Source organism: Roseateles asaccharophilus (assembly GCF_004362405.1).
GTDB classification, from domain to species: domain Bacteria; phylum Pseudomonadota; class Gammaproteobacteria; order Burkholderiales; family Burkholderiaceae_C; genus Kinneretia; species Kinneretia asaccharophila.
This window is the reverse complement of the sequence record NZ_SNXE01000004.1, coordinates 245,480-259,000: the sequence shown is the minus strand read 5'-3', so window position 1 is coordinate 259,000 and position 13,521 is coordinate 245,480. Positions and strand designations below refer to the sequence as shown.

Here is a 13,521-nt window from a genome sequence, read left to right as displayed (position 1 = left end):
ACCCAGCCCCACTCCCGGTTTTGCACCGCACCGCAAGCGGTCGTTCACAACTGAGGAGAGCAGAACATGAGCATGTTCAACAAGGTCACCAAAACCTTCCAGTGGGGGCCCCACACCGTCACGATGGAAACCGGCGAGATCGCTCGCCAGTCCACCGGCGCCGTGCTGGTGAACATCGATGACACCGTGGTGCTGGCCACCGTGGTCGCGAAGAACGAGCCCAAGCCGGGCCAGGACTTCTTCCCGCTGACCGTTGACTACATCGAGAAGACCTATGCCGCCGGCAAGATCCCCGGCAGCTTCTTCAAGCGTGAAGGCCGTCCCAGCGAGCTGGAGACCCTGACCAGCCGCCTGATCGACCGCCCGATCCGCCCGCTGTTCCCCGAAGGCTTCTTCAACGAAGTCCAGGTCGTGGTGCATGTGATGTCGCTGAATCCCGAGGTTCAGGCCGATATCGCCGCCATGATCGCCACCTCGGCCGCCCTGTCGATCTCGGGCATCCCCTTCAACGGCCCGATCGGCGCTGCTCGCGTGGGCTATGTCAACGGTGAGTATGTGCTGAACCCGGGCAAGACCCAGCTGCTGGATTCCAAGATGGATCTGGTGGTGGCCGGCACCGAGGCCGCCGTGCTGATGGTGGAATCCGAAGCCGACCAGCTGAGCGAAGACGTGATGCTGGGCGCCGTGGTCTATGGCCATGAGCAAGGCAAGATCGCCATCAACGCCATCCATGAGCTGGTGCGCGAAGCCGGCAAGCCGGTCTGGGACTGGCAGCCGCCGGCCAAGAACGAGCCCTTCATCGCCAAGGTGACCGAGCTGGCCGAGCCCGCCCTGCGCGCCGCCTACCAGATCCGCTCCAAGCAGGCCCGCACCCAGGCTTGCCGCGAGGCCTATGCTGCTGTCAAGGCTGGCCTGACCGAAGCCGGCGTCGAGTTCGACGGCGTGGAAGTCGACGGCCTGCTGTTCGAGATCGAAGCCCGCATCGTGCGCAGCCAGATCCTGGCCGGCGAGCCCCGTATCGACGGCCGCGACACCCGCACCGTGCGTCCCATCGAGATCCGTGCCGGCGTGCTGCCGCGCGCCCACGGCTCCTCGCTGTTCACCCGCGGCGAGACCCAGGCCCTGGTGGCCGCGACCCTGGGCACCGAGCGTGACGCCCAGGTGATCGACGCCCTGGCCGGCGAGTACAGCGAGCGCTTCATGCTGCACTACAACATGCCTCCGTTCGCCACCGGCGAAACCGGTCGTGTGGGCAGCCCCAAGCGCCGCGAGATCGGCCACGGCCGTCTGGCCAAGCGCGCCCTGGTGGCCGTGCTGCCGAACAAGGAAGACTTCCCTTACTCGATCCGCGTGGTCTCCGAGATCACCGAGTCCAACGGTTCCTCGTCCATGGCTTCGGTCTGCGGCGGCTGCCTGTCGCTGATGGACGCCGGCGTGCCCCTGAAGGCCCATGTGGCCGGCATCGCCATGGGCCTGATCAAGGACGGCAACCGCTTCGCCGTGCTGACCGACATCCTGGGTGATGAAGATCATCTGGGCGATATGGACTTCAAGGTCGCCGGTTCCACCACCGGCATCACCGCCCTGCAGATGGACATCAAGATCCAGGGCATCACCAAGGAAATCATGCAAGTCGCCCTGGCTCAGGCCAAGGAGGCCCGCATGCACATCCTGGGTGTGATGGTGGACGCCGTGGCCGGCGCCTCGACCGAGGTCTCGCAGTTCGCGCCCCGCCTCTACACCATGAAGATCAATCCGGAGAAGATCCGCGACGTGATCGGCAAGGGCGGCGCCACCATCCGTGCGCTGACCGAGGAAACCGGCACCACCATCGACATCGCTGAGGACGGCACCATCACCATCGCCTCCACCGATGCCGACAAGGCCGATCTGGCCAAGAAGCGCATCGAGCAGATCACGGCCGAAGCCGAGATCGGCAAGGTCTACGAAGGCCCGGTCACCAAGATCCTGGACTTCGGCGCCCTGGTCAACATCCTGCCGGGCAAGGACGGTCTGCTGCACATCAGCCAGATCGCTCACCAGCGCGTGGAGAAGGTGACCGACTTCCTGAGCGAAGGCCAGATCGTCAAGGTCAAGGTGCTGGAGACCGATGAGAAGGGCCGCATCAAGCTGTCCATGAAGGCCCTGATCGAGCGTGAAGCCGCTCCGGCACCCGCCCCGGCAGCCCCGGCCGCCGAAGAAGGCGTCGCGGAGTAAGCCTGCTGCGATGAAAGCCATCGCCATCAGCCGCCCCGGCGGCCCCGAGGTGCTGCAGCTGATTGAGCGCGCCGACCCCGTCGCCGGGGCCGGTGAGTGCCTGATCGCGGTCGAGGCCTATGGCATCAACCGCCCCGATGTGCTGCAGCGCAAGGGTGCCTATCCACCTCCCGCCGGTGCCAGCGATCTGCCGGGCCTGGAGGTGGCGGGGCGCATCATCGGCGGCGACGCCGCGGCCCTGGCGGCCGCCGGCCTGCGGCTGGGTGATGCCGTCTGCGCTCTGGTGGCGGGCGGCGGCTATGCCGAGCGCTGCGTGGCCCCCGTGGGCCAGTGCCTGCCGGTGCCCGCGGGCTGGAGCATGGCCGAGGCCGCCAGCCTGCCCGAGACCTTCTTCACCGTGTGGAGCAATGTCTTCGAGCGCGCCGCATTGCAGCCGGGCGAAAGCCTGCTGGTGCATGGCGGCAGCAGCGGCATTGGCGTCACCGCGATCCAGCTGGCCAAGGCCCTGGGTTCGCGCGTGCTGGTGACTGTGGGCTCGGCCGAGAAGGCCGCGGCCTGTGTGCGCCTGGGGGCGGATGTGGCGATCAACTACCGTGAACAGGACTTCGTGGCCGAGGCCAAGGCTGCTACCGGCGGCCGGGGCGTGGATGTGATCCTGGATATGGTGGCGGGCGACTATGTCGCACGCAATGTGCAGTGCCTGGCCGATGATGGCCGGGCGGTGATCATCGCGGTGCAGGGCGGGGTGAAAGCGGAGTTCGATGCGGGTCAGGTCTTGCGCCGCCGCCTCAGCATCACCGGCTCCACCCTGCGGCCGCGCTCGCTGGCGTTCAAGGCTGGCATCGCTCGCGCGCTGCGCGAGCGGGTCTGGCCCTTGCTTGAGCAGCGCCGCATCGCTCCCGTCATCTACCGTGAGCTGCCGGCCGCCGAGGCCGCCCAGGCGCACGCGCTGATGGAGTCGGGCGAGCATGTCGGCAAGATCGTGCTGAGCTGGTAAGCGAAGACAAGAGAGAAGAAGAGGGCGACGCAATGCGCAAGAAGCTTGTTGTTGGCAACTGGAAGATGCACGGCAGCCGCGCCGCCAACGCGGTGCTGCTGGCCGGTTTGAAGGAGGCGGGGCCCTGGAACGCCGATGTGGCGGTCTGCGTGCCTTTCCCCTACATCAGCGAGACCGCGCTGGCCCTGACCGGCACGGCCATCGCCTTCGGGGCGCAGGACTGCTCGGCTCACGAGCAGGGTGCTTATACGGGCGAGGTGTCCTCGGCCATGCTGCAAGACATCGGCTGCCGCTATGTGATCGTGGGGCATTCCGAGCGCCGTGCCTACCACCACGAGGGCGACCAATTGGTGGCGGACAAGGCCAAGGCGGCCCTGGCCCATGGGGTGACGCCCATCGTCTGTGTGGGCGAGACCCTGGCCGAGCGCGAAGCCGGCCGTACCGAAGAGGTGGTCAAGCGCCAGTTGGCGGCCGTAATCCACACGCTGACGCACTGCATCGGCGAGATCGTGGTGGCGTATGAGCCCGTCTGGGCCATCGGCACGGGCCTCACGGCGACGCCCGAGCAGGCTCAGGCCGTCCACCATGTGCTGCGCCAGCAGCTGCAGGCGGCCAGCAAGAAGGCGGATGCCATGCGCATTCTTTATGGCGGCAGCGTCAAGCCCGATAACGCAGCGCAGCTGTTCGCCCAAGCGGATATCGATGGGGGCTTGATCGGTGGTGCGGCCCTCAAGGCGGCCGACTTTGCGGCCATCTGCCGCGCCGCAGGCTGAATGTTCTGCCCAATCTGACAAGAGTTACTGGAGTATTTTGAGATGCAAGTTCTGATGAATCTGGTGCTGGTGCTGCAACTGCTGACGGCCTTGGTCATGATCGGCCTGGTGCTGGTCCAGCATGGCAAGGGCGCCGATATGGGGGCCTCCTTTGGCAGTGGTTCCTCGGGCAGCCTGTTCGGCGCCACCGGCAGCGCCAACTTCCTGTCGCGCAGCACGGCTGTCTGCGCCACCATCTTCTTCGTCTGCACCCTGGCCCTGGCCTTCATGGCCAACCAACGCAGCACCGCACCGGCTGGCGAAAGCGTGCTGGACCGTGCTGCGCCGGCCAGCGCTGCCAGTTCCGGCGCTGCCGCCGTGCCTGCCGCTGTGGTGCCTGCGCCCATCGCTGCGCCCGCGCCGGCCGCTTCCAAGTAAGGCGCTGCGGTCTGCGGCGCGGCAGTGTTGCGTTTCGTGCCTGCCGAGCTGCAAATTTCTGCCATTTCTCTCTAAGCCCTAGGGAATTTCGGTATAGAATGCGAGGCTGTCTGGGAAGCAAACCTCAAGCGAACAGACAGCAAGCAAAACAAGCCGTCGTGGTGAAATTGGTAGACACGCTATCTTGAGGGGGTAGTGGCGAAAGCTGTGCGAGTTCGAGTCTCGCCGACGGCACCAAAACAATAATCGGCCGATAGCGGCATCCGCGCTCCGAGGGGTGGATGATCGGCTGATGCGCCCCGAAGTGACGCTGGATCTAAGGGTCTGTGTTGCTGGGGACAGAGCGGGCGCGGTCCGTAAGCAATCTATCATTGCTGGCGGCGCGCCCGTAGCTTTTGGCGGAAGCCAAATGCGATTCATTCTCGATAACTGAGTTTTTCGCCATGAATCTGGAACAGTACCTGCCCGTCATCCTTTTCATTCTTGTCGGCGCGGGTGTTGGAGTGGCACCTCAGTTGCTCGGCGCTCTGCTGGGCCCGCGTCGCCCTGACGCGGCCAAGAACTCCCCCTACGAATGTGGCTTCGAGGCCTTTGAAGACGCGCGCATGAAATTCGATGTGCGCTATTACCTCGTGGCCATTCTGTTTATCCTGTTCGACCTGGAAATCGCCTTCCTCTTCCCCTGGGCGGTGGCGTTGCGCGATATCGGCGCGGCGGGTTTCTGGGCGATGATGATTTTCCTGGGCATTCTGGTCGTGGGTTTTGCCTACGAATGGAAGAAGGGTGCTCTGGACTGGGAGTGAGTTCGCTTCCCCTCGGATAAGCGCGTCGGCCGCCCTGCCTGGCAAGGTGGCTGCAAATGGGGCGGCCTTGGCCGCCTCGGCAATTTGGGATTCTTGCCATGGGCATTGAAGGCGTTTTGAAGGAAGGCTTCGTCACCACCTCGGTCGACAAGCTGATCAACTGGTCCAAGACCGGTTCTCTGTGGCCGATGACCTTCGGTCTGGCCTGCTGCGCGGTGGAGATGATGCACGCCGGTGCGGCGCGCTACGACATCGACCGTTTCGGCATGCTGTTCCGTCCCAGCCCGCGGCAGTCCGATCTGATGATCGTGGCCGGCACCCTGTGCAACAAGATGGCGCCGGCCCTGCGCAAGGTCTATGACCAGATGGCCGAGCCGCGCTGGGTGCTCTCCATGGGCTCCTGCGCGAATGGCGGCGGTTACTACCACTACAGCTATTCGGTGGTGCGGGGCTGCGACCGCATCGTGCCGGTGGACGTCTATGTGCCGGGCTGCCCGCCCACGGCCGAGGCGCTGCTCTACGGCATCCTGCAGCTGCAGGCCAAGATCCGCCGTGAGAACACCATCGCCCGCTAAGCACCCATGAGCACCAAACTCGACACCCTGCAGGCGGCGCTTCAAGCCGTCCTTGGCGACAAGATCCTGGAACTCAAGCGCGAACTGGGTGAGCTGACCCTGCGTGTGCGCCCCGAGCATTACCTGGATGTGGCCCACACCCTGCGTGATCATGCCGAGCTCAAGTTCGAGCAGCTGATCGACCTCTGCGGTCTGGACTACAGCGACTACGGCAATGGCGCGAGCACCGTGGCCGAGGGTCCGCGCTTCGCCGTGGCTTCGCACCTGCTGTCTGTCAGCAAGAACTGGCGCCTGCGCCTGAAGGTGTTCGCGGCCGACGATGACCTGCCCCAGGTGGCCTCGGTCAACCCGGTCTGGAATTCGGCCAACTGGTTCGAGCGCGAAGCCTTTGACATGTACGGCATCATCTTCGAGGGCCATGAGGACCTGCGCCGCATCCTGACGGACTACGGCTTCATCGGCCACCCGATGCGCAAGGACTTCCCGGTCTCGGGTCATGTGGAAATGCGCTACGACGCCGAGCAAAAGCGCGTGATCTACCAGCCGGTGACCATCGAGCCGCGCGAGATCACGCCGCGCGTCATTCGCGAAGACAACTACGGCGGGCTGTAAACCATGGCCGAAATCAAGAACTACACCCTGAACTTCGGGCCTCAGCACCCGGCCGCACACGGCGTGCTGCGTCTGGTGCTGGAGCTGGACGGCGAAGTCATCCAGCGTGCCGATCCTCACATCGGTCTGCTGCACCGTGCCACTGAGAAGCTGGCCGAGAGCAAGACCTATATCCAGTCGCTGCCCTATATGGACCGTCTCGACTATGTGTCGATGATGGCCAATGAGCACGCCTACTGCCTGGCCATCGAGAAGATGCTGGGTATTGAGGTGCCCGAGCGCGCCCAGTACATCCGCGTGATGTTCGCCGAGCTGACCCGCATCCTGAACCACCTGCTGTGGCTCGGCTGTCATGGTCTGGACTGCGGTGCCATGAACATCCTGATCTACTGCTTCCGCGAGCGCGAAGACATCTTCGATATGTACGAAGCGGTCTCGGGTGCGCGCATGCATGCAGCCTACTTTCGTCCGGGCGGCGTCTACCGCGACCTGCCGGACAGCATGCCGCAGTACAAGGTCAGCAAGATCAAGAATGCCAAGACGATTGCTCAGCTCAACGAGAACCGCCAGGGCTCGCTGCTGGACTTCATCGAGGACTTCTGCCGTCGCTTCCCCAAGAACGTCGACGACTACGAAACCCTGCTGACGGACAACCGCATCTGGAAGCAGCGTACCGTGGGCATCGGCGTGGTCTCGCCGGAGCGCGCGCTGAATATGGGCTTTACCGGCGCCATGCTGCGCGGCTCGGGCATCCCCTGGGATCTGCGCAAGAGCCAGCCCTACGATGTCTACGCCAAGATGGACTTCGACATCCCGGTCGGCACGAATGGCGATACCTATGACCGCTATGTGGTGCGGGTCGAGGAAATGCGCCAGAGCTGCCGCATCGTCGAGCAGTGCGTCAAGTGGCTCAAGGCCAACCCGGGCCCGGTCATTACCGACAACCACAAGGTGGCGCCCCCCGGCCGTGTCGACATGAAGTCGAGCATGGAAGAGCTGATCCACCACTTCAAGCTCTTTACCGAGGGCTTCCGCGTGCCCGAGGGTGAGGCTTATGCCGCCGTCGAGCACCCCAAGGGCGAGTTCGGCATCTACATCGTCAGCGACGGCGCCAACAAGCCCTATCGCCTGAAGATCCGTGCCCCGGGCTTTGCCCACCTGGCCGCCCTGGATGAGATGGCCCGTGGCCACATGATTGCCGATGCCGTGGCCGTGATCGGCACCATGGACATTGTGTTCGGCGAAATTGACCGGTAAGCGCAGCGATGAGCAGCAGCAATAACGAATATGTGTTGAGCGAGTCCACGCGGGCCCGCTTTGACCGCGAGGTCGCCAAGTACCCGGCCGATCAGGCGCAGTCGGCCGTGATGGCCTGCCTGTCCATCGTGCAGCAGGAGCAGGGCTATGTCTCGCGCGCCGCGGAAGACGTGATCGCCGCCTACCTGGGCATGCCCGCCATCGCGGTGTATGAGGTCACGACCTTCTACAACATGTACAACCAGCAGCCGGTGGGCAAGTTCAAGCTCAATGTCTGCGCCAACCTGCCTTGCCAGCTGCGCGATGGCCAGACTGCTCTGGATCATCTGTGCCGCAAGCTCGGGGTGGAGCAGGGCGGCACGACCGCCGACGGCCTGTTCACCGTGCAGAAGAGCGAGTGCCTGGGCGCCTGCGCCGACGCGCCGGTGATGCTGGTCAACGACCGCCAGATGTGCAGCTTCATGAGCGAGCAGCGTCTGGACGAGCTGGTCGACACGCTGCGTGCGCACGCCGCCGCTGCCAAGAACTGAGGGATGGGAAGCATGCTGGACCTTTCCAAATTCCAGGCCACCGGTGCCGAGACCTGTTTCCATGACCGTCACATCAGCCCGCAGATCTATGCCGGCCTGAATGGCAAGAACTGGGGTATCCAGGACTACATCGCGCGTGGCGGCTACCAGGCGCTGAGGAAGATTCTCAAGGGCGAGGGCACGGCCGACGGCGCGCCGCTCACGCCGGACCAAGTCATCGCCGAGGTCAAGACTTCGGGCCTGCGCGGCCGTGGCGGCGCCGGCTTCCCCACCGGCCTGAAGTGGAGCTTCATGCCCCGCCAGTTCCCGGGCCAGAAGTACCTGGTCTGCAACTCGGACGAGGGCGAGCCGGGCACCTGCAAGGATCGTGAGATCCTCATGCACAACCCGCACATCGTGATCGAGGGCATGGCCATTGCCGCCTTCGCGATGGGCATCACCGTGGGCTACAACTACATCCACGGCGAGATCTTCGAGGTCTACGAGCGCTTCGAGGCCGCACTCGAAGAGGCGCGCGCCGCCGGCTTCCTGGGCGACAAGATCCTGGGTTCCGATTTCAGCTTCCAGCTGCATGCCCACCACGGTTTTGGTGCCTACATCTGCGGCGAGGAAACCGCCTTGCTGGAGTCGCTGGAAGGCAAGAAGGGCCAGCCGCGCTTCAAGCCGCCGTTCCCGGCCAGCTTCGGTCTGTATGGCCGGCCCACCACGATCAACAACACCGAGACCTTTGCGGCGGTGCCCTGGATCATCCGCCACGGTGGTCAGCCCTATCTCGAGATCGGCAAGCCCAATAATGGCGGCACCAAGCTGTTCTCCGTGTCGGGTGATGTGAACAAGCCCGGCAACTACGAGGTGCCCCTGGGTACACCTTTCGAGAAGCTGCTGGAGCTCGCGGGTGGCGTGCGTACCGGCCGCAAGCTCAAGGCGGTGATCCCCGGTGGTTCCTCGGCCCCGGTGCTGCCTGCGGATATCATGATGCAGTGCACCATGGACTACGACTCCATCGCCAAGGCCGGCTCCATGCTGGGCTCGGGCGCGGTGATCGTGATGGACGATTCGCGTTGCATGGTCAACAGCCTGCTGCGTCTGTCGTACTTCTACGCCCACGAGAGCTGCGGTCAGTGCACGCCCTGCCGCGAAGGCACGGGCTGGATGCACCGCGTGATCGAGCGCATCGCCAACGGGCAGGGCAGGGCCGAAGACCTCGACCTGCTGAACTCCGTGGCCGACAACATCCAGGGCCGCACCATCTGCGCTCTGGGTGATGCGGCGGCCATGCCGGTGCGGGCAATGATCAAGCACTTCAAGCACGAGTTTGTGCAGATGATCGAACAGGCGCAGCAGCGCAGCGCTGCCAAGGCGGCCTGAGCGAGCCAGGACAGAACATGGTTGAAATCGAACTCGACGGCAAGAAGGTAGAGGTCAAGGAAGGCAGCATGGTCATGCATGCTGCCGAGAAGGCCGGCACCTACATCCCGCATTTCTGCTATCACAAGAAGCTCTCGATCGCGGCGAACTGCCGCATGTGTCTGGTCGACGTGGAGAAGGCACCCAAGCCCATGCCGGCCTGCGCCACGCCCGTGACCCAGGGCATGATCGTGCGCACCAAGAGCGAGAAAGCCATCAAGGCCCAGCAGGGTGTGATGGAGTTCCTGCTGATCAACCACCCGCTGGATTGCCCGATCTGCGACCAGGGCGGCGAGTGCCAGCTGCAGGATCTGGCCGTGGGCTATGGTGGCAGCAAGAGCCGCTACTCGGAAGAGAAGCGCGTGGTCTTCCACAAGAACGTGGGCCCGCTGATCTCCATGGAGGAGATGAGCCGTTGCATCCATTGCACCCGTTGCGTGCGTTTCGGCCAGGAAATCGCCGGCCAGATGGAACTGGGCATGGCCCACCGCGGCGAGTTCAGCGAGATCCAGACCTTCGTCGGCCGCAGCATCGACTCCGAGCTGTCGGGCAATATGATCGATGTCTGCCCGGTCGGCGCGCTGACCAGCAAGCCCTTCCGCTACAGCGCCCGCACCTGGGAACTGTCGCGCCGCAAGAGCGTCTCGCCGCATGACTCCACCGGCGCCAACCTGGTCGTCCAGGTCAAGGGCAACCAGGTGATGCGCGTCGTGCCGCTGGAGAACGAGGCCGTCAACGAGTGCTGGATCGCCGACCGTGACCGCTTCTCCTACGAAGCCCTGAACAGCGATGCCCGCGTCCAGCAGCCCATGATCAAGCAGGGCGGCGCCTGGAAGGCGGTGGATTGGACCACGGCGCTGGAATACGTCGCCACCGGCCTGAAGAGCATCAAGAACGACCATGGCGCCGCCGCCATCGGCGCGCTGGGCTCCGCCCACAGCACCGTGGAAGAGCTGCACCTGCTGGCCAAGCTGGTGCGCGGTCTGGGCAGCCAGAACGTGGACCACCGCCTGCGCCACGCCGATTTCGGCAATGTGGCCGAGGCCGGCAAGGCCCTGTGGCTGGGCACCAGCATCGCCTCCCTGTCCGAGCTGGACCGTGCCTTCGTGATCGGCTCGCAGCTGCGCAAGGATCACCCGCTGTTTGCCCAGCGCTTGCGTCAGGCCGCCCGTCGCGGTGCCAAGATCGTGGCCCTGGGCGCCAGCCAGGAAGACTGGTTGATGCCCGTGGCCGCCCGTGTGGCCGCCGCCCCGAGCGCCTGGGTGCAGAGCCTGGCCGATGTGGCCGCCGCCGTGGCCGCCAGCACCGGCGCCGCAGCGCCTGCCGCCGGAACCGCCAACGATGAAGCCAAGGCCATTGCCGCGGCCCTGCTCTCGGGCCAGAAGAAGGCCGTGCTGCTGGGCAATGCCGCCGCGCAGCACCCTCAGGCCGCCAGCCTGCTGGCCCTGGCCAACTGGATCGGTGCCCAGACCGGCGCCAGCGTCGGCTACCTGAGCGAAGCCGCCAATACCGTGGGCGCCCAGCTGGTGGGTGCACTGCCCCAGGCGGGCGGCCTGAACGCCGGCCAGATGCTGGGCGGCGAAAGCCTCAAGGCCGTGCTGCTGCTCAACACCGACCCGGTGCTGGACAGCGCCCATGCCGCCGCGGCCGCCAAAGCCCTGGCTGCCGCCGAGATGGTGGTGGTGATGAGCCCCTTCAAGACCGGCCTGGAGTACGCCGATGTGCTGCTGCCGACCGCGCCCTTCACCGAGACCTCGGGCACCTTCGTGAACGCCGAAGGTCGCGCACAGAGCTTCGTCGGCGTGGTCAAGGCCCTGGGCGAGACCCGTCCGGGCTGGAAGATCTTGCGCGTGCTGGGCAATCTGCTGGGCCTGGAAGGCTTTGCCCAGGAGAGCTCGGAGCAGGTCCGTGGCGAAGCCCTGGGTACCGACTTCGCGGACCTCTCGGCCCGCCTGTCCAATGCCAGCGGCGCTGCCGTGCAGATCGTAGCCCCGGCCGCCGGTCTGGAGCGACTGGGCTCGGTGCCGATTTACGCCGCCGACAATCTCGTGCGCCATGCCAGCTCGCTGCAGCTGAGCAATGACGGCCGCCAGGCCGCCGTGGCCGGTTTGCCCCAGGCCCTGTGGGACCAGCTGGGCCTGCCGGAGCAGGGCGCCCGTGTGCGCATCACCCAGGAAGGCGCCGGCGCCGCCGAGCTGAATGCCAAGCTGGAAGCAGGCTTGCCCGCCAATGTGGTGCGCGTGCCGGCCGGCGTGGTCGAGACCTCCGCCCTGGGCGCGCTGTTTGGCGCCCTGAATGTGAGCAAGGCCTGAGGACGCGAGCGATAACACCATGATCGATACCCTCTACACCTCCGGCGCCTCGCTGCTGGGTGGCCTCTGGCCCCTGGTCTGGAGTCTGCTGAAGATCATCGCGGTCGTCGCACCGCTGATGCTGTGCGTGGCCTATCTGACGCTTTGGGAGCGCAAGGCCATCGGCTGGTCGCAGATCCGCCCGGGCCCGAACCGCGTGGGTCCCTTTGGTCTGCTGACCCCGATTGCCGACGCGGTCAAGCTGATCTTCAAGGAGATCATCGTTCCGACGGCGGCCAATCGTGGCCTGTTCTTCCTGGGCCCGGTGATGACCATCATGCCGGCGCTGGCGGCCTGGGCCGTGGTGCCCTTCGGTCCCGATGCGGCGGTGGCCAATGTCAACGCCGGCCTGCTGTTCCTGATGGCCATCACCTCGCTTGAGGTCTATGGCGTGATCATTGCCGGCTGGGCCTCGAACTCCAAGTACGCCTTCCTGGGTGCGCTGCGCGCTTCCGCCCAGATGGTGTCCTACGAGATTGCCATGGGCTTCGCCCTGGTGGTGGTGCTGATGGTCACCGGCAGCATGTACATGACCGATATCGTGGTGGCGCAGACCAAGGGTCTGTTCGCCGACATGGGTCTGAACTTCCTGTCCTGGAACTGGCTGCCGCTGCTTCCCGTGTTCGTCGTCTACTTCATCTCGGGCCTGGCTGAAACCAACCGTCACCCCTTCGACGTGGTGGAAGGTGAATCGGAAATCGTGGCCGGTCACATGATCGAGTACTCGGGCATGTCCTTCGCCATGTTCTTCCTGGCCGAGTACGCCAACATGATCCTGGTGTCGGCCCTGGCTGTCGTGATGTTCCTGGGCGGCTGGAGTGCTCCGATTTCCTGGAGTCTGCTGGGCATGGAAACGCCGGCTTTCATCCAGAGCACCATGGCCTTCTGGAACTGGTTCTGGCTGTTCGCCAAGACCTTCGCCGTCGTCACCATGTTCCTGTGGGTGCGCGCGACCTTCCCGCGCTTCCGCTACGACCAGATCATGCGTCTGGGCTGGAAGATCTTCATTCCCGTGACCCTGGTCTGGCTGGTCGTGGTCGGTCTGTGGATCCAGTCGCCCTTCAATATCTGGAAGTAAGAGAAGAAGCGATGCTGAAAGATTTCGTCAAGAGCTTCATGCTCACCGAACTGTTCAAGGGCATGGCCCTGACCGGTCGGCATTTCCTGTCGCGCAACATCACGGTCCAGTTCCCCGAGGAAAAGACCCCGCTGTCGCCGCGTTTCCGTGGTCTGCATGCACTGCGCCGTTATGAAAACGGCGAGGAGCGCTGCATTGCCTGCAAGCTTTGCGAGGCCGTGTGCCCGGCGATGGCCATCACCATCGAGTCGGATGTGCGTGCTGACGGCTCGCGCCGCACCACCCGCTACGACATCGACCTGACCAAGTGCATCTTCTGCGGCTTCTGCGAAGAGAGCTGCCCGGTCGATTCCATCGTCGAAACCGACATCTTCGAATACCACGGTGAAAAGCGGGGCGACCTCTATTTCACCAAGGACATGCTGCTGGCCGTCGGTGACCGCTACGAGACGCAGATCGCAGCCAACAAGGAGGCCGACGCCAAGTACCGCTGAAGCCCGGCCC

Annotated in this window: 13 protein-coding genes and 1 tRNA gene; all 14 read left to right on the top strand. The window is 64.8% G+C overall.

Annotated elements, in window-relative coordinates:
* Positions 1-66: 66 nt before the first annotated feature.
* On the top strand, positions 67-2,217 hold the full coding sequence (gene pnp / locus DFR39_RS11345) for a polyribonucleotide nucleotidyltransferase (RefSeq protein WP_133603663.1): 2,151 nt from the start codon (positions 67-69) through the stop codon (positions 2,215-2,217).
* Positions 2,218-2,227: 10 nt separating this feature from the next.
* Entirely contained in the window at positions 2,228-3,214 is a 987-nt protein-coding gene (locus DFR39_RS11340) for an NAD(P)H-quinone oxidoreductase (RefSeq protein ID WP_133603662.1), read from the top strand.
* A gap of 32 nt (positions 3,215-3,246) precedes the next feature.
* Complete coding sequence (gene tpiA / locus DFR39_RS11335; RefSeq protein ID WP_133603661.1) at positions 3,247-3,987, top strand: triose-phosphate isomerase; 741 nt, start codon at positions 3,247-3,249, stop codon at positions 3,985-3,987.
* Between the two features lie 42 nt (positions 3,988-4,029).
* Positions 4,030-4,404, top strand: a complete 375-nt coding sequence (gene secG, locus DFR39_RS11330; RefSeq protein WP_133603660.1) for a preprotein translocase subunit SecG — start codon at positions 4,030-4,032, stop codon at positions 4,402-4,404.
* Positions 4,405-4,556: 152 nt separating this feature from the next.
* Positions 4,557-4,641: transfer RNA gene (locus tag DFR39_RS11325), tRNA-Leu, on the top strand.
* Between the two features lie 206 nt (positions 4,642-4,847).
* The gene (locus tag DFR39_RS11320) at positions 4,848-5,207 is read left to right on the top strand and encodes an NADH-quinone oxidoreductase subunit A (protein WP_133603659.1); all 360 of its coding nucleotides are present in this window, start codon (positions 4,848-4,850) and stop codon (positions 5,205-5,207) included.
* Positions 5,208-5,305: 98 nt separating this feature from the next.
* Positions 5,306-5,782: a NuoB/complex I 20 kDa subunit family protein gene (locus tag DFR39_RS11315; protein WP_046113908.1), complete on the top strand. Its 477-nt coding sequence runs from the start codon at positions 5,306-5,308 to the stop codon at positions 5,780-5,782.
* Positions 5,783-5,788: 6 nt separating this feature from the next.
* Positions 5,789-6,394 (top strand): NADH-quinone oxidoreductase subunit C, encoded by a 606-nt coding sequence (locus tag DFR39_RS11310; protein ID WP_133603658.1) that lies wholly within the window; start codon positions 5,789-5,791, stop codon positions 6,392-6,394.
* 3 nt (positions 6,395-6,397) lie between these two features.
* Positions 6,398-7,651 (top strand): NADH-quinone oxidoreductase subunit D, encoded by a 1,254-nt coding sequence (locus DFR39_RS11305; RefSeq protein WP_133603657.1) that lies wholly within the window; start codon positions 6,398-6,400, stop codon positions 7,649-7,651.
* Positions 7,652-7,659: 8 nt separating this feature from the next.
* A complete protein-coding gene (gene nuoE, locus DFR39_RS11300; RefSeq protein WP_211343852.1) occupies positions 7,660-8,181 on the top strand; it encodes an NADH-quinone oxidoreductase subunit NuoE in 522 nt (173 codons plus the stop codon).
* A gap of 12 nt (positions 8,182-8,193) precedes the next feature.
* Complete coding sequence (gene nuoF, locus DFR39_RS11295) at positions 8,194-9,549, top strand: NADH-quinone oxidoreductase subunit NuoF (protein WP_246030799.1); 1,356 nt, start codon at positions 8,194-8,196, stop codon at positions 9,547-9,549.
* A gap of 17 nt (positions 9,550-9,566) precedes the next feature.
* Positions 9,567-11,900 carry an NADH-quinone oxidoreductase subunit NuoG gene (gene nuoG, locus DFR39_RS11290; protein WP_133603655.1) on the top strand — a complete coding sequence of 778 codons (2,334 nt, stop codon included), beginning with the start codon at positions 9,567-9,569 and terminating at the stop codon, positions 11,898-11,900.
* A gap of 19 nt (positions 11,901-11,919) precedes the next feature.
* Positions 11,920-13,017: an NADH-quinone oxidoreductase subunit NuoH gene (gene nuoH, locus DFR39_RS11285; protein WP_133603654.1), complete on the top strand. Its 1,098-nt coding sequence runs from the start codon at positions 11,920-11,922 to the stop codon at positions 13,015-13,017.
* A gap of 11 nt (positions 13,018-13,028) precedes the next feature.
* Positions 13,029-13,511 carry an NADH-quinone oxidoreductase subunit NuoI gene (nuoI, locus tag DFR39_RS11280; protein ID WP_133603653.1) on the top strand — a complete coding sequence of 161 codons (483 nt, stop codon included), beginning with the start codon at positions 13,029-13,031 and terminating at the stop codon, positions 13,509-13,511.
* Positions 13,512-13,521 lie beyond the last annotated feature (10 nt).

What these genes read in the sequence shown, in the direction of transcription:
- DFR39_RS11320 (WP_133603659.1), top strand. Translation starts at nt 4,848, where the DNA reads ATGAATCTGGAACAGTACCTGCCCGTCATCCTTTTCATTCTTGTCGGC.
- DFR39_RS11340 (WP_133603662.1), top strand. Translation starts at nt 2,228, where the DNA reads ATGAAAGCCATCGCCATCAGCCGCCCCGGCGGCCCCGAGGTGCTGCAG.
- nuoI (WP_133603653.1), top strand. Translation starts at nt 13,029, where the DNA reads ATGCTGAAAGATTTCGTCAAGAGCTTCATGCTCACCGAACTGTTCAAG.
- DFR39_RS11310 (WP_133603658.1), top strand. Translation starts at nt 5,789, where the DNA reads ATGAGCACCAAACTCGACACCCTGCAGGCGGCGCTTCAAGCCGTCCTT.
- tpiA (WP_133603661.1), top strand. Translation starts at nt 3,247, where the DNA reads ATGCGCAAGAAGCTTGTTGTTGGCAACTGGAAGATGCACGGCAGCCGC.
- secG (WP_133603660.1), top strand. Translation starts at nt 4,030, where the DNA reads ATGCAAGTTCTGATGAATCTGGTGCTGGTGCTGCAACTGCTGACGGCC.
- nuoF (WP_246030799.1), top strand. Translation starts at nt 8,194, where the DNA reads ATGCTGGACCTTTCCAAATTCCAGGCCACCGGTGCCGAGACCTGTTTC.
- DFR39_RS11315 (WP_046113908.1), top strand. Translation starts at nt 5,306, where the DNA reads ATGGGCATTGAAGGCGTTTTGAAGGAAGGCTTCGTCACCACCTCGGTC.
- pnp (WP_133603663.1), top strand. Translation starts at nt 67, where the DNA reads ATGAGCATGTTCAACAAGGTCACCAAAACCTTCCAGTGGGGGCCCCAC.
- nuoG (WP_133603655.1), top strand. Translation starts at nt 9,567, where the DNA reads ATGGTTGAAATCGAACTCGACGGCAAGAAGGTAGAGGTCAAGGAAGGC.
- nuoH (WP_133603654.1), top strand. Translation starts at nt 11,920, where the DNA reads ATGATCGATACCCTCTACACCTCCGGCGCCTCGCTGCTGGGTGGCCTC.
- DFR39_RS11305 (WP_133603657.1), top strand. Translation starts at nt 6,398, where the DNA reads ATGGCCGAAATCAAGAACTACACCCTGAACTTCGGGCCTCAGCACCCG.
- nuoE (WP_211343852.1), top strand. Translation starts at nt 7,660, where the DNA reads ATGAGCAGCAGCAATAACGAATATGTGTTGAGCGAGTCCACGCGGGCC.